This is a genomic window from Amycolatopsis thailandensis (assembly GCF_042723255.1).
GTDB lineage: Bacteria > Actinomycetota > Actinomycetes > Mycobacteriales > Pseudonocardiaceae > Amycolatopsis > Amycolatopsis thailandensis.
On record NZ_JBHXJK010000056.1, the window covers coordinates 11,551 to 37,229 of the forward strand.

The 25,679-nt window shown below is 68.8% G+C and carries 27 protein-coding genes; 16 read left to right on the plus strand and 11 right to left on the minus strand.

What is annotated here, in order from left to right; translation table 11 throughout:
- The first annotated feature begins 27 nt into the window (after nt 1-27).
- Nucleotides 28-1,281, plus strand: a complete 1,254-nt coding sequence (locus tag ACFWMR_RS22670) for a glycosyltransferase family 4 protein (protein WP_093935525.1) — start codon at nt 28-30, stop codon at nt 1,279-1,281.
- 304 nt (nt 1,282-1,585) lie between these two features.
- Here ACFWMR_RS22670 and ACFWMR_RS22675 read toward each other — a convergent pair whose 3' ends face one another.
- The 3 genes from ACFWMR_RS22675 to aceA form a co-directional block, all read right to left on the minus strand.
- Nucleotides 1,586-1,717: a hypothetical protein gene (locus ACFWMR_RS22675; protein WP_378379771.1), complete on the minus strand. Its 132-nt coding sequence runs from the start codon at nt 1,715-1,717 to the stop codon at nt 1,586-1,588.
- 383 nt (nt 1,718-2,100) lie between these two features.
- Nucleotides 2,101-3,705 carry a malate synthase A gene (gene aceB / locus ACFWMR_RS22680; RefSeq protein WP_378379772.1) on the minus strand — a complete coding sequence of 535 codons (1,605 nt, stop codon included), beginning with the start codon at nt 3,703-3,705 and terminating at the stop codon, nt 2,101-2,103.
- Nucleotides 3,706-3,810: 105 nt separating this feature from the next.
- The gene (gene aceA / locus ACFWMR_RS22685; protein WP_007031644.1) at nt 3,811-5,097 is read right to left on the minus strand and encodes an isocitrate lyase; all 1,287 of its coding nucleotides are present in this window, start codon (nt 5,095-5,097) and stop codon (nt 3,811-3,813) included.
- A 229-nt stretch (nt 5,098-5,326) separates the two neighbouring features.
- Between aceA and ACFWMR_RS22690 the strand changes: the two genes are divergently transcribed.
- Together ACFWMR_RS22690 and ACFWMR_RS22695 are read left to right on the plus strand one after the other, a co-directional pair.
- Entirely contained in the window at nt 5,327-6,754 is a 1,428-nt protein-coding gene (locus tag ACFWMR_RS22690) for a short-chain fatty acyl-CoA regulator family protein (protein WP_093935523.1), read from the plus strand.
- 77 nt (nt 6,755-6,831) lie between these two features.
- The gene (locus ACFWMR_RS22695; protein WP_378379773.1) at nt 6,832-7,656 is read left to right on the plus strand and encodes an NAD(P)H-binding protein; all 825 of its coding nucleotides are present in this window, start codon (nt 6,832-6,834) and stop codon (nt 7,654-7,656) included.
- Between the two features lie 72 nt (nt 7,657-7,728).
- Here the strand turns inward: ACFWMR_RS22695 and ilvA are convergent, their stop codons facing one another.
- Nucleotides 7,729-8,985 carry a threonine ammonia-lyase IlvA gene (gene ilvA / locus ACFWMR_RS22700; RefSeq protein WP_378379774.1) on the minus strand — a complete coding sequence of 419 codons (1,257 nt, stop codon included), beginning with the start codon at nt 8,983-8,985 and terminating at the stop codon, nt 7,729-7,731.
- Nucleotides 8,986-9,080: 95 nt separating this feature from the next.
- Here ilvA and ACFWMR_RS22705 point away from each other — a divergent pair, with 95 nt between their 5' ends.
- Nucleotides 9,081-9,647, plus strand: a complete 567-nt coding sequence (locus tag ACFWMR_RS22705; RefSeq protein ID WP_378278476.1) for an NADAR family protein — start codon at nt 9,081-9,083, stop codon at nt 9,645-9,647.
- 158 nt (nt 9,648-9,805) lie between these two features.
- Here ACFWMR_RS22705 and ACFWMR_RS22710 read toward each other — a convergent pair whose 3' ends face one another.
- Nucleotides 9,806-10,564 (minus strand): acyltransferase, encoded by a 759-nt coding sequence (locus ACFWMR_RS22710; protein WP_093935520.1) that lies wholly within the window; start codon nt 10,562-10,564, stop codon nt 9,806-9,808.
- Between the two features lie 53 nt (nt 10,565-10,617).
- Here ACFWMR_RS22710 and ACFWMR_RS22715 point away from each other — a divergent pair, with 53 nt between their 5' ends.
- The 3 genes from ACFWMR_RS22715 to ACFWMR_RS22725 are packed head-to-tail and all read left to right on the plus strand — an operon-like array spanning nt 10,618 to nt 13,250.
- The gene (locus ACFWMR_RS22715; protein WP_378379775.1) at nt 10,618-11,577 is read left to right on the plus strand and encodes a nucleoside hydrolase; all 960 of its coding nucleotides are present in this window, start codon (nt 10,618-10,620) and stop codon (nt 11,575-11,577) included.
- Complete coding sequence (locus ACFWMR_RS22720; RefSeq protein WP_378379776.1) at nt 11,577-12,710, plus strand: C40 family peptidase; 1,134 nt, start codon at nt 11,577-11,579, stop codon at nt 12,708-12,710. Before ACFWMR_RS22715 ends, ACFWMR_RS22720 begins: the two co-directional genes overlap by 1 nt.
- Before the next feature lie 9 nt (nt 12,711-12,719).
- Nucleotides 12,720-13,250 carry a hypothetical protein gene (locus ACFWMR_RS22725; RefSeq protein ID WP_378379777.1) on the plus strand — a complete coding sequence of 177 codons (531 nt, stop codon included), beginning with the start codon at nt 12,720-12,722 and terminating at the stop codon, nt 13,248-13,250.
- Nucleotide 13,251: 1 nt separating this feature from the next.
- Here the strand turns inward: ACFWMR_RS22725 and ACFWMR_RS22730 are convergent, their stop codons facing one another.
- On the minus strand, nt 13,252-14,379 hold the full coding sequence (locus ACFWMR_RS22730; protein WP_378379778.1) for an FAD-dependent oxidoreductase: 1,128 nt from the start codon (nt 14,377-14,379) through the stop codon (nt 13,252-13,254).
- Nucleotides 14,380-14,546: 167 nt separating this feature from the next.
- On the minus strand, nt 14,547-14,918 hold the full coding sequence (locus ACFWMR_RS22735; protein WP_093935675.1) for a VOC family protein: 372 nt from the start codon (nt 14,916-14,918) through the stop codon (nt 14,547-14,549).
- Between the two features lie 53 nt (nt 14,919-14,971).
- On the opposite strand from ACFWMR_RS22735, the gene ACFWMR_RS22740 reads away from it, so the two are divergent.
- Nucleotides 14,972-15,421: a MarR family winged helix-turn-helix transcriptional regulator gene (locus ACFWMR_RS22740; protein WP_378379779.1), complete on the plus strand. Its 450-nt coding sequence runs from the start codon at nt 14,972-14,974 to the stop codon at nt 15,419-15,421.
- Nucleotide 15,422: 1 nt separating this feature from the next.
- Here ACFWMR_RS22740 and ACFWMR_RS22745 read toward each other — a convergent pair whose 3' ends face one another.
- On the minus strand, nt 15,423-15,857 hold the full coding sequence (locus ACFWMR_RS22745; protein WP_093935514.1) for a hypothetical protein: 435 nt from the start codon (nt 15,855-15,857) through the stop codon (nt 15,423-15,425).
- A gap of 128 nt (nt 15,858-15,985) precedes the next feature.
- Between ACFWMR_RS22745 and ACFWMR_RS22750 the strand changes: the two genes are divergently transcribed.
- Together ACFWMR_RS22750 and lexA are read left to right on the plus strand one after the other, a co-directional pair.
- A complete protein-coding gene (locus ACFWMR_RS22750) occupies nt 15,986-16,447 on the plus strand; it encodes a nuclear transport factor 2 family protein (protein ID WP_378379780.1) in 462 nt (153 codons plus the stop codon).
- Nucleotides 16,425-17,081, plus strand: coding sequence for a transcriptional repressor LexA (gene lexA, locus ACFWMR_RS22755; protein ID WP_093935513.1), 657 nt, complete (start codon nt 16,425-16,427; stop codon nt 17,079-17,081). The genes ACFWMR_RS22750 and lexA overlap by 23 nt, the downstream gene beginning before the upstream one ends.
- Before the next feature lie 2 nt (nt 17,082-17,083).
- Here the strand turns inward: lexA and ACFWMR_RS22760 are convergent, their stop codons facing one another.
- Nucleotides 17,084-17,431, minus strand: a complete 348-nt coding sequence (locus ACFWMR_RS22760; RefSeq protein ID WP_378379781.1) for a DoxX family protein — start codon at nt 17,429-17,431, stop codon at nt 17,084-17,086.
- A 157-nt stretch (nt 17,432-17,588) separates the two neighbouring features.
- On the opposite strand from ACFWMR_RS22760, the gene ACFWMR_RS22765 reads away from it, so the two are divergent.
- From ACFWMR_RS22765 to ACFWMR_RS22785, 5 genes are read left to right on the plus strand one after another with little or no spacing between them, the layout of a single operon-like run.
- Nucleotides 17,589-18,197 (plus strand): TetR family transcriptional regulator, encoded by a 609-nt coding sequence (locus ACFWMR_RS22765; RefSeq protein ID WP_378379782.1) that lies wholly within the window; start codon nt 17,589-17,591, stop codon nt 18,195-18,197.
- 2 nt (nt 18,198-18,199) lie between these two features.
- Nucleotides 18,200-18,856 (plus strand): enoyl-CoA hydratase-related protein, encoded by a 657-nt coding sequence (locus ACFWMR_RS22770; protein ID WP_378379783.1) that lies wholly within the window; start codon nt 18,200-18,202, stop codon nt 18,854-18,856.
- Nucleotides 18,857-18,873: 17 nt separating this feature from the next.
- A complete protein-coding gene (locus tag ACFWMR_RS22775; RefSeq protein WP_378379784.1) occupies nt 18,874-19,902 on the plus strand; it encodes a sigma-70 family RNA polymerase sigma factor in 1,029 nt (342 codons plus the stop codon).
- Nucleotides 19,903-19,960: 58 nt separating this feature from the next.
- Nucleotides 19,961-20,809, plus strand: coding sequence for a DUF4436 family protein (locus ACFWMR_RS22780; RefSeq protein WP_378275650.1), 849 nt, complete (start codon nt 19,961-19,963; stop codon nt 20,807-20,809).
- Nucleotides 20,810-20,825: 16 nt separating this feature from the next.
- Nucleotides 20,826-21,632 carry an alpha/beta hydrolase gene (locus ACFWMR_RS22785; RefSeq protein WP_378379785.1) on the plus strand — a complete coding sequence of 269 codons (807 nt, stop codon included), beginning with the start codon at nt 20,826-20,828 and terminating at the stop codon, nt 21,630-21,632.
- Here the strand turns inward: ACFWMR_RS22785 and ACFWMR_RS22790 are convergent.
- Together ACFWMR_RS22790 and ACFWMR_RS22795 are read right to left on the minus strand one after the other, a co-directional pair.
- A complete protein-coding gene (locus tag ACFWMR_RS22790) occupies nt 21,612-22,589 on the minus strand; it encodes an acyl-CoA desaturase (protein ID WP_378379786.1) in 978 nt (325 codons plus the stop codon). The two genes, ACFWMR_RS22785 and ACFWMR_RS22790, sit on opposite strands and share 21 nt — an antisense overlap.
- A 448-nt stretch (nt 22,590-23,037) precedes the next feature.
- Nucleotides 23,038-23,889, minus strand: coding sequence for a nitroreductase/quinone reductase family protein (locus ACFWMR_RS22795; protein WP_378379787.1), 852 nt, complete (start codon nt 23,887-23,889; stop codon nt 23,038-23,040).
- Between the two features lie 479 nt (nt 23,890-24,368).
- Here ACFWMR_RS22795 and ACFWMR_RS22800 point away from each other — a divergent pair, with 479 nt between their 5' ends.
- Nucleotides 24,369-25,634 carry an HNH endonuclease signature motif containing protein gene (locus tag ACFWMR_RS22800; RefSeq protein ID WP_378379802.1) on the plus strand — a complete coding sequence of 422 codons (1,266 nt, stop codon included), beginning with the start codon at nt 24,369-24,371 and terminating at the stop codon, nt 25,632-25,634.
- Nucleotides 25,635-25,679 lie beyond the last annotated feature (45 nt).

Sequence of the window (25,679 nt, forward strand, 5' to 3'; positions counted from 1 at the left end):
CCACCGACTCACGAGTAACCTCCACCCATGCGCGTGCTGATGTTGTCGTGGGAGTACCCACCCGTGGTCGTCGGCGGACTCGCACGGCACGTCCACGCCCTGGCCCGGCACCTCGCCCGGCAGGGGCACGACGTGGTCGTCCTGTGCCGTCACACGGCGGGCACCGACGCCGAGACCCATCCGAGGACCGATCGCGTGGTCGAGGGCGTGCGGATCATCCGGGTCGCCGAGGATCCGCTGCACGTGACCTTCGAACGGGACCTCGTCGCGTGGACGCTGGCCATGGGGCACGCGATGGTCCGCGCCGCGACCGACCTGCTGCGCGGCTGGCAGCCGGACGTCGTGCACGCGCACGACTGGCTGGTCACCCACCCGGCGATCGCGATCGCCGAGGCCGCGCGGGTCCCGCTGGTCGGCACGATCCACGCCACCGAGGCCGGACGGCACTCCGGCTGGCTCTCGCATCCGCTGAACCAGCAGGTTCACTCGGTCGAATGGTGGCTCGCGAACCGCTCGGACGCGCTGATCACCTGTTCGCAGGCCATGCGCCGCGAGGTGGCGCATCTGTTCGAGGTCGACGGCGACGCGGTCACCGTGATCCACAACGGCATCGAGGAGCGCACCTGGCAGGTGCCCGCCGAAGAGGTCGCGCACGCGCGCGAGGTCTACAGCCCCTCCGGCGCGCCGCTGCTGCTGTACTTCGGACGGCTGGAATGGGAGAAGGGGGTGCAGGACCTGCTCGCCGCGCTCCCCCGGATCCGCCGCGCCAAACCGGGGACCCGGCTGGTCGTCGCCGGCAAGGGCAGGCATCTGGAGGAACTGGTCGACCAGGCGCGCAAGCTGCGCGTTCGCCGCGCCGTGGACTTCGTCGGGCACCTGTCCGACCGCGAACTGCGCGCCATCCTGGCCGCGGCCGACGCCGTCGTGCTGCCCAGCCGCTACGAGCCGTTCGGGATCGTCGCGCTCGAGGCGGCCGCCGCGAAGGCTCCTCTCGTGGCGTCCACCGCGGGCGGGCTCGGCGAGGTCGTCGTCGACGGCGAGACCGGCCTGGCCTTCAGCCCCGGCGACGTCGACGCGCTCGGGGACGCCGTCGAGGCGGTGCTGGACGACGAGGTCGCCGCGGCGCGGCGGGCGCTGACCGCGCAGTCGCGCCTGGCGGCGGACTTCGACTGGGGGCGTATCGCGGAGGCGACCGTCGCGGTCTACCGGCGGGCTCGCGTCGGCGAGCCGGTGGAACTGGGCCGCCCGAAGATCGCGACGGGCAACGCCTTCGAGCCGTAAACCGCGTTCAGAGGACTAAACGCGGCGCTTGTACATGAAGGCCCCCTTCCTTGCGCTAGACGCAAGGAAGGGGGCCTTCACGCGCTACCGCTGTGACTGCTGGTGCACCTGGAGCGAATGTGGCGATCACGGCGTCCGTGAAGGCCTCCTTCACTACCTTCAGGGTAGGAAAGGGGCCCTTCACAACCCACGCGGCGCTGGGGCGGAGGGGGAACCCGGTACGTCGGGGGAACCGGATCCCCCCTCCACGAGTGTCGCGGGTCGCGAGGGGCACGACCCCCGGGGCTGCTCTAGGTGGCGAAGATCAGAAGTGGCAGGGGCGGACGCAGTCCGGCCGCATCGAGATCGTCGCGGAGGCGGACACGGCCGGCGCGGCGAGGACGACGGCGAGGATCGCGAAGGCCGCGGCCAAGACGCTTCTCAACTGCTTCTTCATGGTGGCTCCTCGGGGAAACAGGCGGAATTCCCACCCGGCGCCGAGCATCCGCGCGACCCGCCGCCGAAACAACGGGGGTATCACTAGGTACCGCTACCTATTCGCCATCCGTGACCGGTTCATCCCGTTCCGCTGGTGAGGTGGGGCGCGGGAAAGCGTCCCCCACCCGCACGTCATGAGGGGTCCCCATGGGACGAAAAACGTCTCATGGGGACCCCTCATGACACCTACGGACGCACGCCCGACAGCGCTACCGGAAGAGCGTGCGCGTGAAGCGGGTCCGGTGGCGGGGAGCCTCCGCCACCGGACCCGTTGGGCCACACCGTCCCAAACCGGTGTGGAACCCGGCCGCCCCGCGTCAGGTAGGAGCGGCCGGAGCCTGATCAATGCGTGGTCAGGTACCGCGCGTACGCGCCGGTGGTGAGGAAGCTCGGCAGCTTCTCGCCCAGCGCCGTCTCGGTGAAGATCTCGTAGGCGTCGCCGAGACGGTTGTCCTCGCCCAGTTCGGACCGCACCGACGCCAGCTCTTCGTCCAAATAGGACACGGCGAGTTCGCGGGTGAGCGCGGTGCCGTCTTCGAGCTTCGTGCCGTTGCGGATCCACTGCCACACCTGGCAGCGGGCGATCTCGGCGGTGGCGGCGTCCTCCATCAGGTTGTGGATCGCCGCCGCGCCGGTGCCGCGCAGCCAGGCGTCGACGTAACGCAGCGCGACGTTGATGTTGGCGCGGACACCGGCTTCGGTGACCTCGCCACCGGCGCTCGCGACGTCGAGCAGGTCCTCGGCGGTGACGACGACGTCCTCGCGGAGCTTGCCGAGCTGGTTCGGCCAGCCGCCGAGCGCCTCGTCGAACACCTCGCGGCAGACCGGGACGAGGCCGGGGTGCGCGACCCACGAGCCGTCGAAGCCGTCGTTCGCCTCGCGTTCCTTGTCCTGGCGCACCTTCTGCAACGCGGTCGCGTTGATCTCCGGGTCCTTGCTCGGGATGAACGCCGCCATGCCGCCGATGGCGTGCGCCCCGCGCTTGTGGCAGGTGCTCACCAGCAGTTCGGTGTAGGCCCGCATGAACGGGACGGTCATCGTCACCTGCGCGCGGTCCGGGAGCACGAAGTCCGCGCCGTGCGAGGAAAAGTTCTTGATGACGCTGAAGATGTAGTCCCAGCGGCCGGCGTTCAGCCCGGCGATGTGCTCGCGCAGTTCGTAGAGGATCTCCTCCATCTCGAACGCGGCGGTGATCGTCTCGATCAGCACGGTCGCCCGGATCGTGCCGCGCGGGATGCCGAGTTCCCGTTGCGCCAGCAGGAAGACGTCGTTCCACAGCCGCGCTTCGAGGTGGTTCTCGAGCTTCGGCAGGTAGAAGTACGGGCCGCTGCCGCGGGCCAGGAGCTGGCGCGCGTTGTGGAAGAAGTAGAGGCCGAAGTCGACCAGGCTCGCCGAAACCGGGCGGCCGTCGATGCGGATGTGCTTCTCCACCAGGTGCCAGCCGCGGGGGCGGGCGACGATCGTCGCGGGCTCGTCGCCGATCGTGTAGCGCTTGCCCGCCTCGGTGGTGAAGTCGATGTTGCGGCGGATCGCGTCGAACAGGTTGAGCTGGCCGTCGATGACGTTGTGCCAGGTCGGCGACGTCGCGTCCTCGAAGTCGGCGAGCCAGACCTTCGCACCGGAGTTGAGCGCGTTGACCGTCATCTTGCGGTCGGTCGGGCCGGTGATCTCGACGCGGCGGTCTTCGAGACCGGGCGCGGCCGGGGCGACCGACCAGCTGCTGTCGTCGCGGACGGCGTGCGTCTCGGGCAGGAAGCCCAGCGGCTTCTCGCCGGACTGCAGCTCTTCGCGGCGCAGACGGCGGGCGTCGAGCAGCTCGCGGCGGCGGCCGGCGAAGGCGTTGTCCAGTTTGGCCACGAAGTCCAGTGCGGCCGGGGTGAGGATCTCGTCGAACCGGTCACCGGCAGGTCCGCAGACGTCGATCCGGTAGTTCAGCTTCTCAACCATGGTGTGCCTCCGCTGGGCTTCGCGAGAGATAGAAGGGGAAGGGCGGTGGCGGTCTCCCTTGGGGGGAGGGTGGGAGACCGCCACCTGGCACCTACTTGCGAGGGATCAGAACTGCTCGGCCTCGGTGGAACCGGCGAGCGCGGTGGTCGAGCTCTCCGGGTTCAGCGCGGTCGCGACGTTGTCGAACCAGCCGGTGCCGACCTCGCGCTGGTGCTTCGTGGCGGTGTACCCGCGGTCCTCCGAAGCGAACTCGCGCTCCTGCAGGTCGACGTAGGCGGTCATGCCTTCGCGGGCGTAACCGTGCGCCAGGTCGAACATCGAGTAGTTCAGGGCGTGGAAGCCGGCCAGGGTGATGAACTGGAACTTGTAGCCCATGTGGCCGAGCTCGCGCTGGAACTTCGCGATCGTCGCGTCGTCCAGGTGCTTCTTCCAGTTGAACGACGGCGAGCAGTTGTAAGCCAGCATCTGGTTCGGGTACTTCGCCTTGATCGCCTCGGCGAACTGGCGGGCGACCTCGAGGTCCGGCTTGGAGGTCTCCATCCACAGCAGGTCGGCGTACTCGGCGTAGGCGAGACCGCGGTCGATGCAGGGGTCGATGCCGTTGGTGACGTTGTAGAAGCCCTCGGCGGTGCGCTCGCCGGTGACGTACTTGCGGTCACGCTCGTCGACGTCGCTGGTGATCAGCGTGGCGGCCTGGGCGTCGGTGCGGGCGACGATCAGCGACGGCACGTTCAGCACGTCCGCGGCGAGGCGGGCGGCGTTCAGCGTGCGCTCGTGCTGCTTGGTCGGGATCAGCACCTTGCCGCCGAGGTGACCACACTTCTTCTCGGAAGCGAGCTGGTCCTCCCAGTGCACACCCGCGGCGCCGGCGGCGATCATGCCCTTCATCAGCTCGAAGGCGTTGAGCGGGCCACCGAAGCCGGCCTCGGCGTCGGCGACGATCGGGGCGTACCAGTCGATGTCGGTGTTGCCCTCGGCCCAGTTGATCTGGTCGGCGCGGCCCAGCGCGTTGTTGATGCGGCGGACGACGGCGGGCACCGAGTTGGCCGGGTAGAGGCTCTGGTCCGGGTAGGTCTGGCCGGAGAGGTTCGCGTCGGCGGCGACCTGCCAGCCGGACAGGTAGATGGCCTTGAGGCCGGCGCGGACCTGCTGCACGGCCTGGTTACCGGTCAGGGCGCCCAGCGAGTGGACGTAGTCCTCGTTGTGCAGGAGGTCCCACAGCTTCTCCGCACCGCGGCGGGCGAGCGTGTGCTCTTCGACCACGCTGCCGCGCAGCTTGACCACGTCAGCCGCGGAGTACGAACGCTTCACGCCCGCCCAGCGGGGGTCGGTCTCCCACTGCTTGGCCAGTTCGGCGGCCGCCTGCTCCAGCTGCTGCGCGTGCTGAGTCATCGGATTCTCCCGGGTGTTGCGAAGTTTGCGAGTGATCGCCTTTCCTGACTCGACCCTGACATGACAGGGGAAATCCGATCCAGGGCTCCAATTTGCCAATTTCTGCGAAGCTTCCGTAGCATCTTGCAAAGGTTGCGAATCTCGCGTTCGCAAGCGGAGCGAAAATCCACGGGCTTGACCGTTCACTGAATCGTTCAGGCCCGGAAACCTTGCGGACAGAGAGGCCTCAGTGGACAAAACCTTCGCCGGAGCGAAGCTGCGGCATCTGCGCGAAAGCCGGTCCATGAGCCAGGCTGATCTCGCTCGTGTGCTGGAGATCTCACCCAGTTACCTCAATCAGATCGAGCACAACTCGCGTCCGCTGACCGTCCCGGTGCTCCTTCGCATCACGCAGGCGTTCGGAGTGGACACCGAGTTCTTCGCGAACAACGACACCGCGCGGCTGGTGGCCGATGTGAAGGAAGCGCTGCTCGACGAGGTGCTCGGCGTGGACGTCACGAACAGCGAGCTCAACGACCTCGCCACGAACCTCCCGACGATCGCCCAGGCCCTGGTCAAACTGCATCGCAGCTACCGCAACGCCGTCGAGAACACCGCCGCGCTGACCATGGAGAACGGCCTCGGCCTGCACGGCAGCGCCGCCACCGCGCTGCCGCACGAAGAGGTCCGCGACTTCTTCTACGAGCGGGAGAACTACGTCGCCGAGCTGGACGAACGCGCCGAACGGATGGCACGGGACATCCCGCTGCACCGCGGCCAGGTGCTCGCGTCGCTGAAGGAGACGCTGATCCAGCGCTACGGCGTCGACGTCACGAACGAAGGCATCGACGAGGCCAACGGCCAGCAGCACCGGTACGAGCCGGGGCCGCGGGTGCTGCGGCTGGCGCCGAGCCTGCGCGTCGGGCAGCAGGCGTTCCGGATGGCCTCGCAGATCGCCCTGCTCGAATACGACGACCTGATCACCGAACTCGCCGACTCCTGGGCGTTCTCCGGGCCCGCCGCGCGGTCACTGGCGCGCGTCGGGCTCGCGAACTACTTCGCGGGCGCGCTGATCCTCCCCTACGGACCGTTCGTGGCCTGCGCGGAACGCTTCCGCTACGACATCGAGCGGCTGTGCGACCACTTCGGCGTCGGCTTCGAGACGGTCTGCCACCGGCTCTCGACGTTGCAACGGCCGAAGAACCGCGGGGTGCCGTTCTCGTTCGTGCGCGTCGACCGGGCCGGGAACATGTCGAAACGCCAGTCCGCCGCCGGTTTCCACTTCTCCCGTGTCGGCGGCGCGTGTCCACTGTGGAACATCTACGAAGCGTTCACCCAGCCGGGCAAGATCCTCACCCAGATCGCGACCCTGCCCGACGGCAAGAGCTACTTCTGGATCGCGCGGACCGTCTCGCGCAACATCGGCGGCTACGGCAGCCCCGGCAAGACGTTCACCGTCGGCCTCGGCTGCGAACTCCGGCACGCGAAACGGCTGATCTATTCGACCGGGCTCGACCTCGACGATCGCGCCGCGGCCACCCCGATCGGCATGGGTTGCAAAGTCTGCGAACGTCCGGCCTGTTCGCAGCGCGCGTTCCCCACGATCGGCAAGCAGCTGACCGTCGACGAGAACACGAGCACCTTCGTCCCGTACCCGGCGGTGCCGAAGGCGCCTTGAGCCGTCTTGATCTCCCTGGCAGGGTTGCCGACGACGGCCGCCGGTGTGACGGCGGCCACCGCACTGGGGAGAACTGCATGATCTTGGTGACCGGGGCAGGCGGGAACGTCGGCTCGGAACTGACCGGAATCCTGGCGAACGGCGGACATTCCGTCAGAGCGCTGGTCCGCACGCCGCGGCCGCTGCCCGACGGCGTCGAAGGAGTGATAGGCGATCTCAACGAACCGACGAGCCTGAAGACCGCGATGGAAGGCGTCCGGGCGGTCTTCCTGCTCGGCGGCTACGACGACATGCCCGGCGCGCTCGCGGTGATGCGCGGCGCGGGCGTCGAGCAGGTGACACTGCTGTCGTCGCGTTCGGTCGTCGGCGGGCAGCCGGACAACGCCGTCGCCGGAACGCACATGGCGGCCGAGGCGGCGGTACGCGCGTCGAAGCTGGCTTGGACCTTCCTGCGGCCGAGCGGGTTCATGTCCAACACGCTGCAATGGATCCCGCAGCTGCAGGCCGGGGACGTCGTCCGCGAGCCGTTCGCGAACGTGCCGGTGGCGACGATCGATCCGTACGACATCGCCGCCGTCGCCGCCGAATCCCTGACCACGCCGGGACACGAGGGCCGGGCTTACGCCATCACGGGTCCGGGTTCGCTCCGGCCCGCCGACCGGCTCCGCGTGCTGAGCGAACTGCTCGGGCGGGAACTACGGCTGGAACCGTTGCCGGACAACGAGGCCCGGACGACGATGAGCGCGGAAATGCCGGAGAAGTACGTCGACGCCTTCTTCCGCTTCTTCGCCGAGGGCGAGTTCGACGATTCCGCGGTCACGGGTGCCGTCCAGGACCTCACCGGCCGGGAGCCGCGGCCGTTCGCGACCTGGGCCCGGACCCACCTCGCCGCTTTCCGCTAGATCGCGTTTCGTCCTCTGGATGCGGTACTTGCGCGTGCAAGGACAGCATCCAGAGGACGAAACGCGGGCGGGTCACACCAGGAAGTGGAAGAGCGGGCTGCCCGGTTCCACCCGCTCCACCTGCAACGGGCTCGCCTCCAGCCGGTGCAGCAGCCCTTCGAGGTCACCGGGGCGCGCGAGTTCGACGCCGATCAGCGCCGGGCCCGTCTCCCGGCTGTTGCGCTTCACGTATTCGAACCGCGTGATGTCGTCGTCCGGTCCGAGGACCTCGTCGAGGAATCGCCGCAGCGCGCCGGGCTCCTGCGGGAACCCCACCAGGAAGTAGTGCTTCAGGCCTTCGTGGATCAGCGACCGTTCGAGCACTTCGCCGTAGCGGCTGACGTCGTTGTTGCCGCCGGAGACGACGCACACCACGATCTGCCCGGGGTCGATCTTCACCGTCTTGCCCAGCGCGGCGGTCGCGAGCGCGCCGGCGGGTTCGGCGATCACGCCGTCGGACTGGTACATCGAGAGCATCTCCGTGCAGATCGCGCCCTCGGCGACGTCGGTGAGTTCGACGCCGCCGTCGCGGACCAGCGGATACGTGACCGATCCGGCCAGCGCGACAGCGGCGCCGTCCACGAACGTGTCGACGGCTTCGAGCCGCACCGGCTCACCGGCCGCCAGCGCGGCCGCCATGCAGGCCGCGCCCGCCGGTTCGACCCCGACGATCCGCATCTCCGGCGCCCGTTCCGCGGCCCATGCGGCGATCCCCGCGAGCAGGCCGCCCCCGCCGACCGGCACCACCATGACGTCCGGGACGAACCCGAGCTGCGCGACGACCTCCATAGCGACCGTCCCCTGCCCGGCGACCGTCTCCGGCGCGTCGAACGCGGGGACCAGCGTCGCGCCGGTCTTCTCCGCGTCCTGCTTCGCGGCGGTGAAGGCGTCTTCGTAGGTCTCGCCGACGACGATGACCTCGATGTGCGAACCACCTAGCGTCGCGATCCGCTCGCGCTTCTGCCGGGGAGTCGTGCCCGGGACGTAGACGCGGCCGTCCGCGCCGAGACGTCGGCACGCGTACGCGACACCCTGCGCGTGGTTGCCCGCGCTCGCGCAGACGACGCCGCGCTCCCGGTGCTCCGCGTCGAGCTGGACGATGAAGTTGTAGGCACCGCGGATCTTGTACGAGCGCACGGTCTGGAGGTCTTCGCGTTTGAGCCAGACCCGGGCGTCGACCCGCGCCGAGAGCCGCTCGTTCGGTTCGAGCGGCGTGCGGGTCACCACCCCGGCCAATCGCTTGGCGGCCTCTTCGACCGTTCGGGCGCTCACCGTTTCGATCCCTTGCACGAATGCTGAATGTACTGACCGCCTCGGACCACGGCGGAGAGTGGTCCAGTGGGTGGTTCACGAGGTTGTCGGTGGTCTGTGGTCCACTGGTCGCCATGGTGAGCAAGGTCGACGGAGTCCGGAGTCTCGATGCGTTGCGCGAGCTGGTCCACAGCGGCGCGGAGCCCGAGTACCAGCTCTTCTACGGCCACACGCCGCTCAAGAGCGGCCGGGTCAACGCGGCCTGCCTGAGCCAGTGGTGGCTCGCGCCGTTCGTCGCGGACGGCGAGCGGTACCCGACGGCCGAGCACTACATGATGGCGAGCAAGGCGGAACTGTTCGGCGATCACGAGGCCGCGGTGGCCATCCGTCAGGCGCCGGACCCTAAGACCGCCAAGATCCTCGGCCGCGAGGTCTCCGGCTTCGACGCCGAGGTGTGGGAGCGGCACCGCTTCGACATCGTGATCGACGGCAACCTGGAGAAGTTCCGCCAGCACGACGAGGAGCGGGAGTTCCTGCTGGGCACCGGCGACAAGGTGATCGTCGAGGCGTCCAAGATGGACCTGGTCTGGGGCAGCGGCGTCGCCCGCGACGACAAGAACGCCACCCGCCCCGACTACTGGCGCGGGCAGAACCTCCTGGGCTTCGCGCTCATGGAGGTCCGCGAGCAGCTGCGCGGCTAGTTCCCGGTGTGCACGAGCACGTGACTCGCGTGCTCAGAAACCGCACTCGCGTGCTTGGAGGCGGATCTCACGTGCTTGAAGGCGGAACACACGAGATCCGTCTCTGAACACGCGAGTTACGTCTTCAAGCACGCGAGTCACGTGTTCAAGCACGCGAGTTACGAGTCCACGCCCAGGGTTTTCTGGAGTGCCTTGTTCGCCTTACGCGCCATGTCCGCGACAGCCTCGCGGCGCGCGGCGTCGGCCGCGTAGTCGTCCTGCCGGTTCCGGACGACGCGTGCCGGCGAACCGACGGCGATCGAGTAGTCCGGGATGTCGCCCCGCACCACGGCGTGCGCGCCGAGGACGCAGCCGCGGCCGACCCGGGTGCCCTTGAGCACGGAGACCTTGGTGCCGATCCAGGTGTCCGGCCCGATCCGGACCGGCGACTTCACGATGCCCTGGTCCTTGATCGGGACGGTGATGTCAGTGGTGACGTGGTCGAAGTCGCAGATGTACACCCAGTCCGCGACGAGCGTGGCCGCGCCGAGCTCGATGTCGAGGTAGCCGTTGAGCACGTTCTGGCGGCCGAACACCGCCTTGTCGCCGATGCGCAGTGAACCCTCGTGGCAGCGGATGGCGTTTCCGTCGCCGATGTGCACCCAGCGGCCGATCTCCAGCCGTCCGTAGCCGGGACGGCAGTGGATCTCGACGTCCTTGCCGAGGAAGACCATCCCCCGCAGGATGATGTGCGGGTTCGCGATCCGGAACTTCAGCAGCCGCCAGTACCGGACCAGGTACCAAGGCGTGTACGCGCGGTTCCGCAGCACCCAGCGCAGCGAATCCTTGGTCAGGAACTTCGCCTGCCGCGGATCACGGCGGGCCTGGCCCCAGGCACGGAGCCGCGTCAGCGCGGGCGCACCCCACATGGACGTCATACCGGTGACCGTAACCTGTGATCAGGCCGCCGACCGCAAAGGGGAGCAAGCGCATGGGCACCAAGCTGATCATCGACACCGACCCGGGGGTCGACGACGCCTTCGCGCTGGCGCTGGCCACGCAATCCGAGGACGTGGACCTGCTCGGTGTGACCACGGTGTTCGGCAACGTCCCGCTGAGCCACACCACGGCCAACGCGCGCCGCCTGCTTCAGCTCTTCGGCCGCGAAGACGTCCCCGTCGCCGCCGGTGCCTCGCGGCCGCTGGTCTACGACAACGCCAAGCCCGCCGGGTTCGTCCACGGCGAGGACGGGCTGTCCGGCCACGCCGGCACGCTGCCGGAGGCGAAGCGCCCGCTCGACGGACGCGGCGCCGTCCGCCTCCTGGTGGATCTGCTGGAGGCCGCCGACGAGCCGGTGACCATCGCCCCGATCGGCCCGCTCACGAACATCGCGCTGCTGCTGGCGGCGCATCCGGAGATCCGCGAGAAGATCGGCCGGATCGTCATCATGGGCGGCGGGGTGACCAAGGGGAACTCCACCACGGCCGCCGAGTTCAACATCTGGAGCGACCCCGAGGCCGCGCGCCGGGTGCTGGTCGACGGGGACGTCCCGACCGTGCTGGTCCCGCTCGACATCACGCACCAGTGCTCGGTCGACACGGATTGGCTCGGCAAACTCGCCGCGTCCGGCCCGCTCGGCGCGGCGCTCGAAGCGCTGACCCCGACCTACGTCCGGCACTACACCCCGATCCTCGGCATCCCCGGGATGGTCATGCACGACGCGGTCGCGGTGGCCGAAGCGATCCGGCCGGGCATCCTCCACACCGAGTCGTACCCCGTGGACGTCGAGTGCGGCTTCGGCCCCGCGCGCGGGGCGACGCTCGTAGACCGGCGAAGGCTGCGAAGCACCGATCCGCAGGCCGTGCCCGGCCGCACCATCGACGTCGCGCTGACCACCGACGTCGACGCCTTCCGCGAGTTCGTCCTCGGCCGGCTCACCGGAGGCCGGTGATGGAGCAGGGAACCTCCCGCCGCCGCAGACTTCCGGTGATCATCGCCGCGGTGGTCGTCGCGGGCGCCGCTTTGATCGCCGCGGTCACCTTCGCGCCGAAGGACGAGCCGAAGCCGGAGGCCGTCGCCGCGCCGGCGTCGGCCCCGCCCGCTCCGCCGACGTCGTCCGCCCCCGCGGAGATGCCGAAGGAACAGCCGAAGGTCCCGCAGCAGATGGGGCAGGAGTTCGACGCCTGGGTGTCGAAGACCAGTGGCTGGCTCGACATCCCGCTGCGCGCGATGACCGGCTACGCGAAGACCACCGTGACGCTGAGCAAGGAGACGCCGGGCTGCAGGCTGTCCTGGGTGACGCTGGCGGCGCTCGGGAAGATCGGCTCGGATCACGGCCGCGCCACCGGCTCGAGCCTGAAGGACGACGGCGTGATGACCGTCCCGCTCGGCGCGGTCGAGGTCCGCGACTTCTACAACAAGGTCGTCTCGTCCGCGAACGCCAGCGGACCGCTCCAGCTGACGCCGTCGGTGTGGAGCCAGTTCCAGGCCTCGGCGAGCGGCGGGAAACCGAACCCGCAGAACATCGACGACGCCACGCTGACCGCCGGCCGCGCCCTGTGCGCGGGCGGGCGCGACCTCGGCCAGGGCCAGACGTGGTGGAGCGCGGTGAGCACCTTGCAGCCCGCGCCGCTGCTGATGCACCGCACCCTCGCCACCGTGAACGTCTACGGCACCGTCGGCCAGAGCCCGCAGCCACCGAACGCGGCGGCGCTGAGCGCGGTCAACTTCGCCATCGACAAGATCGGCCTGCCGTACGTCTGGGGCGGCAACGGCACCGGCGGCGGCGACCCCGGTTTCGACTGCTCCGGCCTGACGACGGCCGCGTACGCGAGCGCCGGGGTGAAGCTCATGCGCACTGCCCACACGCAGTACCACAGCGTCAGCAAGGTGGTCGATCCCCAGCTGGGCGACCTGATCTTCTACGGCGAGCCGAACACGAAGATCCACCACGTCGGGCTGTACATCGGGAACCAGCAGATGATCGACGCCCCGCAGACCGGACAGGCGGTGCAGGTGCACACCTACCGGAAGCAGGGCGACGATTACGCCGGAGCGGGCCGCCCGACGTCCGGATCCGCCTAGAGTGACCGCGTGTATTCACCGATCCCGGTCCTGAACGAACTGAAGGACCTTTACGACTCGACCCGCGACTACCTCGCCGACGGCTTCGAGCTGCACGACTACGACCGCAAGAGCAGCTTCCCCCAGGAGCTGGACGACCCCGCGTTCCTTTCGCGGGTGATTCCCTTCGCCCAGGCGAACGGGAGCGGCTCGACCTACGCGATCTGGCGCGCCGATGACGAGACGGACCTCGCCCTGCTGCCGATCGTGGTCTTCGGCGACGAGGGCGGTGAGTACGTCGTCGCCCGCGATTTCCGGGATTTCCTGCGGCTGCTGGGATTCGACACCGAGATCACGGTCGACCACGACTCCGCCTACTACTACCGCGAGGAAGACGACGACCACAGCGGCTCGCACGAGATGTTCGCCGAGTGGCTCCGGGAACGCGGCCTGACACCGGCCGAGGACCCGGACGCCCTGATCGCCGCCGCCCAGGAGATCCACGGGGAGCGGTTCCGGGCGTGGATCACCCCGTTCTACGAAAAGCTCGGCTGGGCCTGACTCAGTCCCGCCGCTCGAAGATGTCGAGCAGCTGCTGAGGGACCTCGTCGCCGAAGATGCTTTCGAGCAGGAAGTCCTCCTCGATGGGCGTTTCGCACCGGACGTACATGGCCTGCTCGTACTCGCCGAGCGCGGCCTCGACGTCGCCGGGACGCGCCGCGAGGGCCTTGCCGAGCTCGGCGCCGTCGAGCATGGCCAGGTTGGCGCCTTCCCCGTTCGCCAGCGCGAGATGGGCGGCGTCGCCGAGCAGGGTCACGCCCGGGACGCGATCCCACCGCAGCCCGGACGGCAGGGCGTAGGCGGGACGGTGGATCGGCGCGATGTCGCTGTCGGTGATCAGCGCGGTGAGCTCGGGCGACCAGCCCTCGAACTCGGCGGCGATCCGCGCCTTGGCCGCCTCGGCGTCGGAGAAGTCGATGGCGTCGAACCACTCCAGCGGCCGGACGAGCTCCACGTAGGCGTGCAAGGTGTCGCCGGTTTCCCGGTGGGCGTTGATCCCCATGCCCGGCGTGCTCCCGTTCCCGAACATCGACCCGCCGCCGACCGTTTCCGCCACGGCGGCGTGCCGGGTGTCGGCGTCGTACAGATAGGTCTCGACGATCGACGTGCCGCTGTACTCGGGGACGGCGCCGGTGAGCAGCGGCCGGACGCGCGACCACGCGCCGTCCGCGCCGACCAGGAGCCCGGCGACGACGAGGGTGCCGTTTTCGAACGTCACCTCGTGACGGCCGTCGTCGAGCGTCCGGACGGCGGCGACCTTGTGCCCCCAGCGGACGGTGCCCTCGGGGAGCGAGTCGAGCAGCATCTTCCGCAGGTCGCCGCGCTGCGCCTCGGGACGGCCGCCCGTGCCGTCGTCCTCACGCTCGAACAGGACGGTCCCGTCGACATTGAGGACCCGCAGCGCCTGACGGCCCTCCAGGACGATGCCGCGGAACTCGTCCATCAGTCCCGCCGCGGCGAGGGCGAGCTGACCGTTGTAGTCGTGGATGTCGAGCATCCCGCCCTGCAGCCGCGCGGTCGGGGACGCTTCCGCCTCGTAGACCTCCGACGGGATGCCGTGGACGTGCAGGACGCGGGCCAGGGTGAGGCCGCCGAGACCGGCGCCGATGATCGTGACAGGGGTGTTCATGGTGACTCCTCGGATTCGCGACTGGAATGACATTCCAGAGACTGTCGCGGTCCGCTGGCAGGTCACGCACACGACGCTGGCACCGGCCTGGCACACCCTGTCAGCCGAAGAAGGGCCCCGCAGGCTCCTCCGACGCGCGGGCCCTCGCGCTACTCCGGCAGGTCAGCTCAGGCCTTGTCGTGCACGGTGATCGCGTAGCCGTCCGGGTCGGCGAAGGCGAACGTGCGGCCGAACGGCCCGTCGAAAGGCTCCGTGAGGATGGTGACGCCCGCGTCGACCAGCCTGTCGTGCAGCGCCTGGGTGTCGTCGGCGTGCAGCCACAGCGCCACGCCCGACCCCGGCCGCGGGGAGATGGCGTCGAGGTCGGTGCCCGGCACGGGTTCCCGCACCGCGAACGGGATCGTCTTGGTGCCGAACACGACCGCGTGGGGCGGCGCGACGGGCAGTCTGCTCAGTCCGAGGTGGGTCTCGTAGAACGCGGCGGCGCGGTCGAGGTCGCGTACTTGCAGTGAGAAGAAATCGGGTCCGGTCACGGTCATGTCGTCCTCCATGTCAGGGTGTTGACATGGCCAAGGTATGTCATGATGCTGACATGAGTCAAGGCGAGACGGTCGGCCCGCTGGACCAGTCGGTGGGGTACCTGCTGAAACGAGCGGCGACGGCGCTTCGCACGGCCATGGACGTCGCTTTGCGCCCCCTCGACCTCACGGTGCCGCAGTACTCCTGCCTCGAAGTGCTGTCACAGCGGCCGGGGCTGTCCAACGCGGAACTGGCGCGGGCCGTGTTCGTCACCCGGCAGTCGATGAACCTGGTGCTGCGCGGATTACAGGACCGTGGGCTGGTCACCCGTCCGACGACGGCGCCGCAAGGCCGCGCCCTGCCCAGCACGCTCACCCCCGCCGGGCGCGCTCAGCTCCGCGCCGCCAGCGGTCTCGTGCGCGAGGTGGAGAAACGGATGCTCGAACCGCTTGCCGCGGCCCAGCGGGACAGACTGCTGCACGACCTCGCCGCGTGCGTCGACGCGCTGTCCCCGCCGGAGTGACTCAAGACCTCGTGCTCACCAGCGTCTCCGGCTTGAACGCGAACACGTCGTCACCTTGCACGAGCACGTGCCAGTCACCGCAGACCTTGTCCGTCCGGCTCTCCTGCCCCTGCGGCCACCACTGGGCCGCGAGCGTGGCCGGCTGGGTCGAGGCCGCCCCCGGGGCGCAGTCGGCGGGCAGTGTCCCGCCGGTGAACCGCAGGATCCGCTCCGAACCCGTCGTCCGGATGACCTCCGTGACCGCTCGCGCCCGGTCCGGCACCCACTCCGGCAGCCGGGCGTCCTTGTCGCGTTTGCCCGCCGCGCCGGTCGTGTAGCCGACCGTCTTGACGTGCCCGTTGGCCTTTTCGGTCAAGCCTTCCCTGAGGCCGCATCCGGACAGGGCGACGGTGGCCGTCGCGGCGGCGAGGACGGCGGCGGTGATCTTCGTGTTCATACCATCGAGTCAACCTCGCGAAGGCGTTCGAGGAATCGGACTTTCGGCCCGGGCGGGCGGCCATCCGGCCGATCTTCACGGCCGATATCCGCCGGTGTTCTTCCGGGCCACGCACCACAGTGGTCGTCGTGACCTCGACGACAGACGCCCTCTCCGTACTCAAAGGCATGTACGCGGCGGAATCCGCCTACTTCGCCGCGGGCGGCCCCGGCAACACGACGTTCGCGCCGCTCGCCCCGTTCTTCTCCCCCGATGTGGTGCTGCACCAGGCGGACGGCCTGCCGTACGGCGGGATCTGGCGCGGCCACGAAGACATGGAACGCTTCTTCGCCGCCATGAGCGCCACCTGGGAGGTCTTCGATCTGGTGGAGCAGAGCTTCCTGAGCGAGACCAGTCCCTTGGTCGTCCTGACTCACGTGCACGTCCGGTCGAGGGCCACCGGCCGCGAACTGGACTTCCCGATCCTGCAGACCATCACCGTCGAGGACGGATACATCACCGAGGTACGGCCGTTCTACTGGGACACCGCGACGATCGCGGCGGCCTGCACGAACTACCATTCCGTTGATGACCGCCTACCACGATCTTGACGTGTTCGAGGAAGCCGCTTCGCTGCCGGAGCGCCAGCAGAAGATCCTGCTGACCATCCGCGAATGGGTGGTGGAGCACGGGTACTCGCCGAGCACGCGCGAGATCGGCGAAGCGGTCGGACTGCGTTCGACGTCCTCGGTGTCGAAGCATCTGGCGGCCTTGGAGGAGAAGGGTTTCCTCCGCCGCAGCAGCTCCATTTCCCGCCCCATCGACGTCCGCGCCTTCCTGCACGGGACCACCTCCCGGGAATCCACAGAGGACTCCGTGCCGGTTCCCGTCGTCGGTGACATCGCCGCGGGAACGCCGATCTCGGCCGTCGAGCACGTCGACGACGTGATGACCCTTCCGCGTGAACTCACCGGGCGGGGCAACGTCTTCGGGCTGCGGGTGCGCGGTGACTCGATGATCGACGCGGCGATCTGCGACGGCGACATCGTCGTGGTGAAGCAACAGCAGGAGGCGCACTCCGGGCAGATCGTCGCCGCGATGATCGACGAAGAGGCCACGGTGAAGGTGTACCGCCGCCGCGACGGTCACGTGTACCTCGAACCGCGCAACCCCGCCTACGAGGTCATAGACGGGGATCGTGCGGCAGTGCTGGGTGTCGTGGTCTCGGTGCTGCGCAGCGTCTGACTTCAGGCGACGAAGCCGAGCACCAGCGAAGCGGCGACGGGCGCCAGGTACATCAGCGGGAACGCGACGTGCGACGGCCAGTGCGCGCGGAGCACCGTGATCACGGCACCGGCGAAGTAGAGCACCAGGCCGATCCCGGCGGCGACACCGAGCGCGGGCACCCACAGGCCGGCGACCAGGCCGAGCGCGCCCGCCGCCTTGGCGACGCCGAGCGGGGCCCACCAGGTGCGCGGAACGCCGTAATCGGCGAGCGGCTGCACGACCCACTTGGCGCGGAAGAAGATCGAGGCGGCCGAGAAGGCGGCCATGAACGCTCCGAAGAGGGTGACGATGACGTAGGCGGTGGTCATTTCGGTTTCTCCTTGGGGTCTCGGTGGTTCGTCGGGTTGACCCCTGCCTCCGGACCGATGTGACAGCGCGGCGCGTGAAGCACGTCACACCCTCGGAAAGCTCGTTCGCGGGCGTCGTTCCCCGGTTTTAGAGCAAGCGCTCTGTTATTCTCGCGCCATGGCCCGCCCCCGCGTGCACGACCTGGACCGGCTGCTCGACGCGGCCGAGCGCCTCGTCGTCGAGCGCGGCGCCCAAGGCGTCACCGTCCGGTCGCTCGCGACCGCCGCGGAAGTCCCGAACGGCACGATCTACCACGCTTTCGGCTCCCTCGGCGCCCTGCTGGCCCACGTCTGGCTCCGGGCGGCGAGCGGATTCCTCGACCTTCAGACCGAACTGGCGGACCAGGCCGAAGACCCGGCCGCCGCGGTCGCCGCAGCGGCGGACGCGCCGGCCGCTTTCGCCGGCCGCAGGCCGGAGGCCGCCCGTCTGCTCATCACCGTCAAGAAGGAGCACCTGCTCGGCCCGCAGGTCCCCGAAGACCTCGCCGGAGATCTCCTGGCGCTCGACAAACGCCTGGTCGCACTGCTGGTCAGGCTCGCCGAACGGCTCTGGGGCCGGCGGGACGCGCAAGCGGTCGAGGTACTGACCACCTGCGTGGTCGATCTGCCGACGGCCCTGTTCCGCCGCGCCTTCACCTCGGGTGAGCCGATCCCTGAAGACTCCCGCGTCCGCCTCGCCGCCGCGGTCCACGCCATACTCCTGCTCCCACCCCCACGAAAGGACTGACCATGCCGACCCTTCGCCACGACGCCCCGGTGTTCCTGCTGGACCTCGGGGACGACGAGAACCGCTTCTCGCCGTCCTGGCTGGAGACCGTCCATTCCCAGCTCGACACCGTCGTCGCCTATCCGGATCCCGCGGTACTGGTCACGGTCGGATCCGGGAAGTTCTACTCCAACGGCCTCGACCTCGAATGGCTCACCGGCAACCCCGCCCAGGCCGCGCAGTACGTCGCCGACGTCCACGAACTGCTGGCCCGGGTGCTCACCCTCGGCGTGCACACGGTCGCCGCGATCAACGGGCACGCCTTCGGCGCCGGGGCCATGCTGGCGATGGCGCACGACTTCCGCGTGATGCGCGCCGACCGCGGCTTCTTCTGCTTCCCCGAAGCCGACATCAACATCCCGTTCACGCCGGGGATGGCCGGGCTCATCCAGAGCAAGATCACCCCCGCCGCCGCGATCGCGTCGATGACCACGGGACGGCGTTTCGGCGGCACGGACGCGCGGGACCTGGGACTCGTGGACGCCGTCGCCGAGAAGTCCGCGCTGCTGGAGTACGCGGCCGACCTCGTCCGCCCGCTGGCGGGCAAGGACCGGGGCACGCTGGCCGCGATCAAGACGACGATGTTCACCCCTGCGGTCACCGCGCTCCGCGCCAAGTAAGAGCACAATCGTCGACTGTGAGTGAAGATTTCCCGCGCGCCGAGGACCCGGACGTCACCGAAGCCCGCAACGGAAACGGCGCGGCGTTCGACCGTCTGGTAGAGCCGCTGCGCCGCGAATTGCACACCCACTGCTACCGCATGCTGGGCTCGGCCCACGACGCCGACGACGCCTTGCAGGACGCGCTCCTGCGGGCCTGGCAGGGCCTGGAACGCTTCGAGGGCCGGAGCTCGATGCGGACCTGGCTCTACACCGTCGCCACCCGCACCTGCCTCGACACCGCCGCCGCACGCGGCAGGCGCGCCCTGCCGATGGACCTCGGCCCGTCGAGCGAACGGGCGGTGCTCGAACACGCCCCGGTGACCGAGGTCGCGTGGCTCGGCCCGTACCCCGACGGGAGCCTCGGCTGGGGCCCGGCCGGGCCGGACACCCGGTACGAGCAGCGTGAGGCCGTCGAGCTGGCGTTCGTCGCCGCGCTCCAGCATCTGCCGGGGAACCAGCGGGCGGCGCTGCTGCTCTTCGACGTCCTCGGCTTCTCCGCCGCCGAAATCGCGTCCATAATGGACACGTCGGCCGCGGCGGTGAACAGCGCGCTGCAACGCGCACGGGCGATCGTGGCCGAGAAGGCCCCGTCACGGGGCAGGCAGCGGACGCCGCGGAAGCTCGAAGACGCGCGGATCCGCGAGATCGCCGCGGACTTCGCCTCCGCGCTGGAACGCGGCGACGCCGACGCGCTCGTGGCGTTGCTGACCGAGGACGTCACCTGGTCCATGCCGCCGCTCGCGCACTGGTATCGCGGCATCGAGGCTGTCTCCGACTTCGCCGCCGAGGTCCCACTCGGGCGATGCCCGAGCTGGCGCAACGAGATCATCACCGCCAACGGCCAGCCGGCTTTCGCCTGCTACGTCGGCGAATCGGCGGACGCCGTCCACCACGCCTGGTCGATCAACGTGCTGTCCCTGCGGGACGACAGGATCCGCGAAATCACCTCCTTCATCGACCCGGCCTTGTTCGCCCGGTTCGGTCTCGCCATGACGAAGCCCTGATCACCCTTCGGCATGACAATCGCGGCCGAACCGGCTCCGGACTGCCACGATGGCCGCCATGCGAAAGATCACTCCGGCGGTCAAGGCCATCGCCGTCGTGCCCGCCGTGGTGATCGCCGCCGCTCTCGGCCTGTGGCTGTACAGCGCGGACCGGACCGCGGGCGACACCGGGCACTGGGCCGGGTCGCACGCGCCGGACCGGGTCGAGGTCAACGCCTCCGTCCTCAAGGTGGACGCCGCCGCGCGGGAGGCCGTGCTGCGCGTGCTGGTCGTCCCGCTCGGGCGGTTCGGGGAAGACGACGGGGTGGCGCCGACCGGCGAACTGCGTCTGCTGTCTTCGTCCAGCCTTCGCGACGACCGCGTCTTCCCGGCGCACCAGCGGATCTCCAGTCTCGACATCCCGATCGCGCTGACCGGCGGAGCCGTCACGGACTACCCGTTCGACGGCTACGAGGCGCGGATCGAGTTCGCGGCCGTCCACAACGGGGAACCCGCGCCGGTGCTGTTCACCTTGGACAAAGTGGACAGTCTGTTCTCCTTCTCCGTCAAGGACTATCGCGCGACGGAGGACCAAGGCGGCCTCGACGTCCGGTTCAGCCGCTCCACCAGTGTGCTGGTCTTCGCCTTGTTCATGATGATCACCATGTGGGGTCTCGCCATCGCGGTGTTCTTCGGCGCCCGGCATCTGATCGCGCGACGGCGCGGCCTGGTCTGGCCGTCGTTCGGGTTCATGGCCGCGACCCTGTTCGCGCTCGCCGGATTCCGCAATCTGGCCCCGGGTTCGCCACCGATCGGGTCGCTGCTGGACTACACGGCCTTCCTCTGGGCCGAGGTCGTCATCGCGCTGTGCGTCGTGGTCTCGGTGGTGACCGGCGCGATCACCGAACAGGGCAAACCGGACTCGTGACGAGCATGATGGAGGTATGCGCAGGCGGGTGTCGATCGGGACGGCGGTGGCGGTCAGCATCGTCGGCGTGGTCTTCGGCGGCGCGTTCGCGTTTCAGCGCGAGCTGATCTATCTCCCCGAGGGCGGCCCGCTTCCCGGCGCGGCCGACGTGCTACCCGGCGGAAGGGACGTCACGCTCGCCACCTCGGACGGGCTACACCTCGCGAGCTGGTACTTCCCGGTCGTCTCCGCGAAGGCGGCCGTCCTGGTGGCGCCGGGCAACGCCGGCAACAGGTCGTACCGGGCGCCGCTGGCCCGCGCGCTGACCGCACGCGGCCTGTCGGTGCTGCTCGTGGACTATCGCGGGTACGGGGGTAATCCCGGTGACCCGTCCGAGGACGGGCTAGCGCTGGACGTCCGCGCCGCCCAGGAGTTCTTGGCGCGCGAAGCCGGCGCGCCGTTGGTGTACTTCGGCGAAAGCCTCGGCTCGGCGGTGGTCGCCGAGCTGGCCGTCGAACGTCCGCCGTCCGCTCTGGTGCTGCGCTCGCCCTTCGTCGACCTCGCCTCGGTCGGGCAGCGGCACTACCCGTTCCTGCCGGTCCGGTTGCTGCTGCGGGACGAGTTCCCGACCCGGGGCGACGTCGCGCGGGTCGAGGCGCCGGTCACCGTCGTCTTCGGCTCCGCGGACTCGGTCGTCCCGGCCGAGCAGAGCCGCGAAGTGGCGCGGGCGGCGAGTGCCACGGTGGTCGAGGTTCCCGGCGCCGATCACAACGACCCGGCGTTCTCCGACGGGCCGGAGCTGATCGACGCCATCGTGAACGGCTCAGGTGCTCCGCCGCAGTGACAGAGTGTGGCCGGGGTTGAGCTTGCGGCCGAGACGATCGGCCTTTGGCCAGCGGACGTCTGTCGCCCAGCCCGCCTTCTCGAACAGCCGGATCAGCCGCGCGGAGATGTCGAGCTGGCCGCGGCGGACGCCGTGCCGGGCGCCGGTCGGGTCGGCGTGGTGGGAGTTGTGCCACGACTCGCCCATCGAGGCGATGGCGAGCGGCCAGAAGTTCGCGGACTTGTCGCGGGCGGCGAACGGGCGGTCGCCGATCAGGTGACACAGCGAGTTCACCGACCAGGTGACGTGGTGCAGCAGCGCCACCCGGACGAGGCTCGCCCAGAAGAACGCGGTGACCGCGCCCCACCACGACAAGGTGATCACGCCGCCGAGGACGGCGGGCGCGAGCAGGGTCGCGACGGTGAGCAGCGGGAACAGCCTGTCGACGCGCGCGAGGTCACGGTCGGCGAGCAGGTCCGGGGCGAACCTTCGAGCGTTGGTCTTCTCGCGTTCGAACAGCCAGCCCATGTGGGCGTGCCAGAAGCCGCGGGCGAGCGCGGCCGGGGTGGTGCCGAACCGCCACGGGGAATGCGGGTCGCCTTCTCGGTCGGCGAACGCGTGGTGGCGCCGGTGGTCGGCCACCCAGCCGATGACCGGGCCCTGCATGGCCATGCTGCCTGCGACCGCGAGGGCGATCTTCAGGCCGCGGTTGGCCTTGAAGGCGCCGTGGGTGAAGTAGCGGTGGTAACCGACGGTCACGCCGAGACCGGTCAGGAAGTAGAACCCGACGGCCAGGCCGAGGTCCACCCAGCCGAGTCCCCAGCCCCACGCGAAGGGGACGGAGGCGGCCAGCGCCAGCAGAGGGACCACCGCGAACAGCTTGACGAGGAGGTTTTCGGTGCGGGACTGTTCCCCGGACATCAAGGGTTGCGGCGTCCGCCGCTCTTCGGTGTCCGAGGGTCTCAAAACTGAGGTCATGTCGCCGTTTCTTGTCGAGGGCCGAGGCTTGTGTCAGCTACGAGAGCCTGAGCACGACGCGGCGCACGAAAAGGCATGCCCGCGACGAATTCTGCGCGAGCGTGCTTGGACAACACGACACCCAAAACGTTGGACCAGGTTGTTCAACGAACGGCGTCGGCCGAAGGTTCCGTTGCGGGATAAGAGGGTTCGCGAAAAAGATCCATGTATCGCTCACCCTGGGCGGTCTTGTGGTCGTATCGCTCGGCCTGGGCTTCGAGCGGATGACTGAACAGCGCACTGTTCGTGTTGTGAGTACTGACGATGAAACCTTTCGAAAGGGGACCGCTGTCGCGCGGTCTTCAGCGAGACCAGGGGCGAATTCCACCGTCTCGCGGCGTCGCGCCCGAGGGCGCCGCCGTTTACCACGGTACACGCCCCGGGGCCGGCCCCCGGGGCATCCACCCGATCAGCCGTGTGCCGTCACGTTGAGTGCTGTCACGACGGTTCGTTCTTCATAGGCGAAATGGGCTTCCAGCTTGCCTGCGAGCTCGTCGAAGTCGTCGCGCAACCGGATCGGGTCGCTCTCGCCGTGGACGTAACCCTCGACGAGCTCACGGATCCGCTTCTGCGACGTCGCGACGAGGACGTGGTCCTCCCCAAGCTTCGTCAACACCGGCGCGAGCGCGGGAAACCGTTGCGCCAGCATCGGAAACGCGCCCATGTCCTCACCGGTGTGATGTTTGGTCAGCGCCTCGCAGAACGAAACACAGTGTGCCCGCAAGGATTTCCCCAGGGTGAGCGAATCGGCACGGCCCGCCACCAGGTCTTCGACCCCGGCGCGCACTGTCTTGAGTTCCTCCCTCAGCCACTCGTGGACCTCCACCAGGAAGTCCCCCAATCCCCGCACCCGGTCGTCGATCCGGTGCAGGATCACGACGGGCAGTTCACGCGTCGTTTTCGCTTGATACTCGGCGAATCCGGGATCCTCGGCGACAACCTTCGCGAACAACGTGTCGCGTTCCGCCGCGGGCGGGATGGCAGCGATCGCCTCGTAGCTTTCGGTCCCGGTTTCGATCGTGACGCGATGATCGTGCCGGATGTTGTGATACCAGCCGGGATGCCTCGGCGCTCCCATGTTCGAAGCGACGACGACGGTCTTGCCGTCGATTTCGAGGTACCCCAACGGATTCGTGCGCCGCTCACCACTCTTGGCACCGGTGGTGGTCAGCAGGATCAGCCGCCACCCCTCGAACATGCCGCCGAGTTTTCCCTTGTTCTGCCTGAATTCACTGATCACTTGGTCGTTGAAGCCGGTCAATGCGGTCCTTTCCCATCGCTGTATCGACAGGAGGACGCGGAACGATCACCGGAAAAGGGCACAAGTCTTGGTACGCCCGGGTTCTGAGCGCACGCATGGAGACGTCATCCCACTGACGAGGGGATGAGCGAAGACAAGAGACGGTGTGTGCCGATCTCTGGTGGCCGAGTAGCCGCTACCTCCATGCGTAGGCCCATACGGGGCTCGGGGTCGAGGTTAGCACAGGGTCGACCGTTCAGGCAGCGCCGTCATCCTCAGCCGACGCCTCAGCTGAGCAACCTCGCCCTACAGCCGAGTGATTTCTTCACGAGCACGAGCGAGTTCCACCGCCTACGCGGCAATCAACGCCGCAAGCCTGCCATATGACAGCCGCCCCCTTCTCCCACAACAAGATTATTCCAAGGCGCACCAACGAAAAACAATGGACTCGAACAGTTACCCCTAATATTTGATAGCACAGGTGTTCGAACAGGAGTATCATTGATTTCGTGGCCGGCAGCGAGAGACCCGAGACGACGCGCACCGAGTGGTGGCGCGTCGACACGGCTGCGTTGCATGCCCGCAAACAGGAGTTGGAAGTCCTCAAGCGTCAGGCGGATGCGGAGCAGAACGCGATCCTGGCGGAGATCAATGCTCGCGGGGTGCGGGGATGCAGTGGTCATTCGACGTTGGCGGCGATGATTTTCGAGGATTTCCTGGTGTCGGACAAGGAAGCCAAGGATCGTGCGGATCGGGTGCTGGCGTTGTATCCCGGTCCGTCGATCGGCGGGGATCCTGAGCCTCCGTTGGCACCATTGACCGCTCAAGCCGCCGCGGAAGGCGCGATCGGTGGGTCACAGATCGACGCGATCATCCGCACCCTGGCGCGGATCCCGTCGAGCGTTCCGGAGGAGGAGGTGCGGGGCGGGGAGAAAATCCTGGTCGACCTCGCCCGCCGTGCCGGTCCTCGTGCGATCGCCCGGGCCGGGCGGCGTTTGCTAGACAAGTTCGATCCTGATGGGAAAGAGCCGCGCGATGAGGACCCGAAGGATGTGCGGCCGGAGTTGCGGTTCGTCAAACACCGCGACGGGACGCTCGGTTTGAAAGCCACCCTTGACCTGGAAACCTACGCGCGGTTGAAGTCCGACCTCGACCCGATGGCCAAACCACACAAGGCGATCGACGGGGTCCGGGACTCCCGCACCCAGGACGAACGCTACGGGGATGCTTTCACCGACTACGTGCGGTTGAAGACGACCAGCCGGAACCTGCCCGGCCAGGCAGGGGAGGCCACCCACATCCTGGTCACCATGTCCTATGAGGACCTGATCCGGGATCTCGGCGAAGCTCACCTCGATCTCGTGGGCCCGATCAGCGCGACCGACGCCCGGATCCTCGCCTGTGATGCTCGGGTGAGGCCGGGTGTTCTCGGTACAGCGGGCGAGCCTCTGGATATCGGGCGGTCGAAACGGACAGTGTCGTTAGCGCAGAAGTATGCGTTGACGATCCGCGACGGCGGCTGCGCCTTCCCGGGCTGCGACATGCCCGTACCCCGCTGCACCGCACATCACATTGTTTTCTGGCGGCACCACGGCGAAACGAAGATCGACAACCTCGTCCTGCTCTGCGCCAAACACCACCGGCTGATCCACCACAGCGAATGGAAAGTCCAGATCGCCCAAGACGGACTCCCCGAATTCACCGCTCCCGCCTACCTCGACCCCACCGGAGAACCGAGGCGCAACACGATGCACCTCAGGACATAGGCCGAACCCCGCCAGCCCTCCCGCAAAGTGATCTGATCCGACTCC

Bases quoted from the DNA above. Each gene is read 5' to 3' on its own strand.
- aceA (WP_007031644.1), bottom strand. From the start codon at position 5,097: ATGACTCAGCACGCGCAGCAGCTGGAGCAGGCGGCCGCCGAACTGGCC.
- aceB (WP_378379772.1), bottom strand. From the start codon at position 3,705: ATGGTTGAGAAGCTGAACTACCGGATCGACGTCTGCGGACCTGCCGGT.
- ACFWMR_RS22710 (WP_093935520.1), bottom strand. From the start codon at position 10,564: ATGACGTCCATGTGGGGTGCGCCCGCGCTGACGCGGCTCCGTGCCTGG.
- ACFWMR_RS22760 (WP_378379781.1), bottom strand. From the start codon at position 17,431: ATGACCACCGCCTACGTCATCGTCACCCTCTTCGGAGCGTTCATGGCC.
- ACFWMR_RS22720 (WP_378379776.1), top strand. From the start codon at position 11,577: ATGGAGCAGGGAACCTCCCGCCGCCGCAGACTTCCGGTGATCATCGCC.
- ACFWMR_RS22735 (WP_093935675.1), bottom strand. From the start codon at position 14,918: ATGACCGTGACCGGACCCGATTTCTTCTCACTGCAAGTACGCGACCTC.
- ACFWMR_RS22740 (WP_378379779.1), top strand. From the start codon at position 14,972: ATGAGTCAAGGCGAGACGGTCGGCCCGCTGGACCAGTCGGTGGGGTAC.
- ACFWMR_RS22715 (WP_378379775.1), top strand. From the start codon at position 10,618: ATGGGCACCAAGCTGATCATCGACACCGACCCGGGGGTCGACGACGCC.
- ACFWMR_RS22675 (WP_378379771.1), bottom strand. From the start codon at position 1,717: ATGAAGAAGCAGTTGAGAAGCGTCTTGGCCGCGGCCTTCGCGATCCTC.
- lexA (WP_093935513.1), top strand. From the start codon at position 16,425: ATGACCGCCTACCACGATCTTGACGTGTTCGAGGAAGCCGCTTCGCTG.
- ACFWMR_RS22695 (WP_378379773.1), top strand. From the start codon at position 6,832: ATGATCTTGGTGACCGGGGCAGGCGGGAACGTCGGCTCGGAACTGACC.
- ACFWMR_RS22705 (WP_378278476.1), top strand. From the start codon at position 9,081: ATGGTGAGCAAGGTCGACGGAGTCCGGAGTCTCGATGCGTTGCGCGAG.
- ACFWMR_RS22770 (WP_378379783.1), top strand. From the start codon at position 18,200: ATGCCGACCCTTCGCCACGACGCCCCGGTGTTCCTGCTGGACCTCGGG.
- ACFWMR_RS22790 (WP_378379786.1), bottom strand. From the start codon at position 22,589: ATGACCTCAGTTTTGAGACCCTCGGACACCGAAGAGCGGCGGACGCCG.
- ACFWMR_RS22765 (WP_378379782.1), top strand. From the start codon at position 17,589: ATGGCCCGCCCCCGCGTGCACGACCTGGACCGGCTGCTCGACGCGGCC.
- ACFWMR_RS22745 (WP_093935514.1), bottom strand. From the start codon at position 15,857: ATGAACACGAAGATCACCGCCGCCGTCCTCGCCGCCGCGACGGCCACC.
- ACFWMR_RS22780 (WP_378275650.1), top strand. From the start codon at position 19,961: ATGCGAAAGATCACTCCGGCGGTCAAGGCCATCGCCGTCGTGCCCGCC.
- ACFWMR_RS22730 (WP_378379778.1), bottom strand. From the start codon at position 14,379: ATGAACACCCCTGTCACGATCATCGGCGCCGGTCTCGGCGGCCTCACC.
- ACFWMR_RS22785 (WP_378379785.1), top strand. From the start codon at position 20,826: ATGCGCAGGCGGGTGTCGATCGGGACGGCGGTGGCGGTCAGCATCGTC.
- ACFWMR_RS22670 (WP_093935525.1), top strand. From the start codon at position 28: ATGCGCGTGCTGATGTTGTCGTGGGAGTACCCACCCGTGGTCGTCGGC.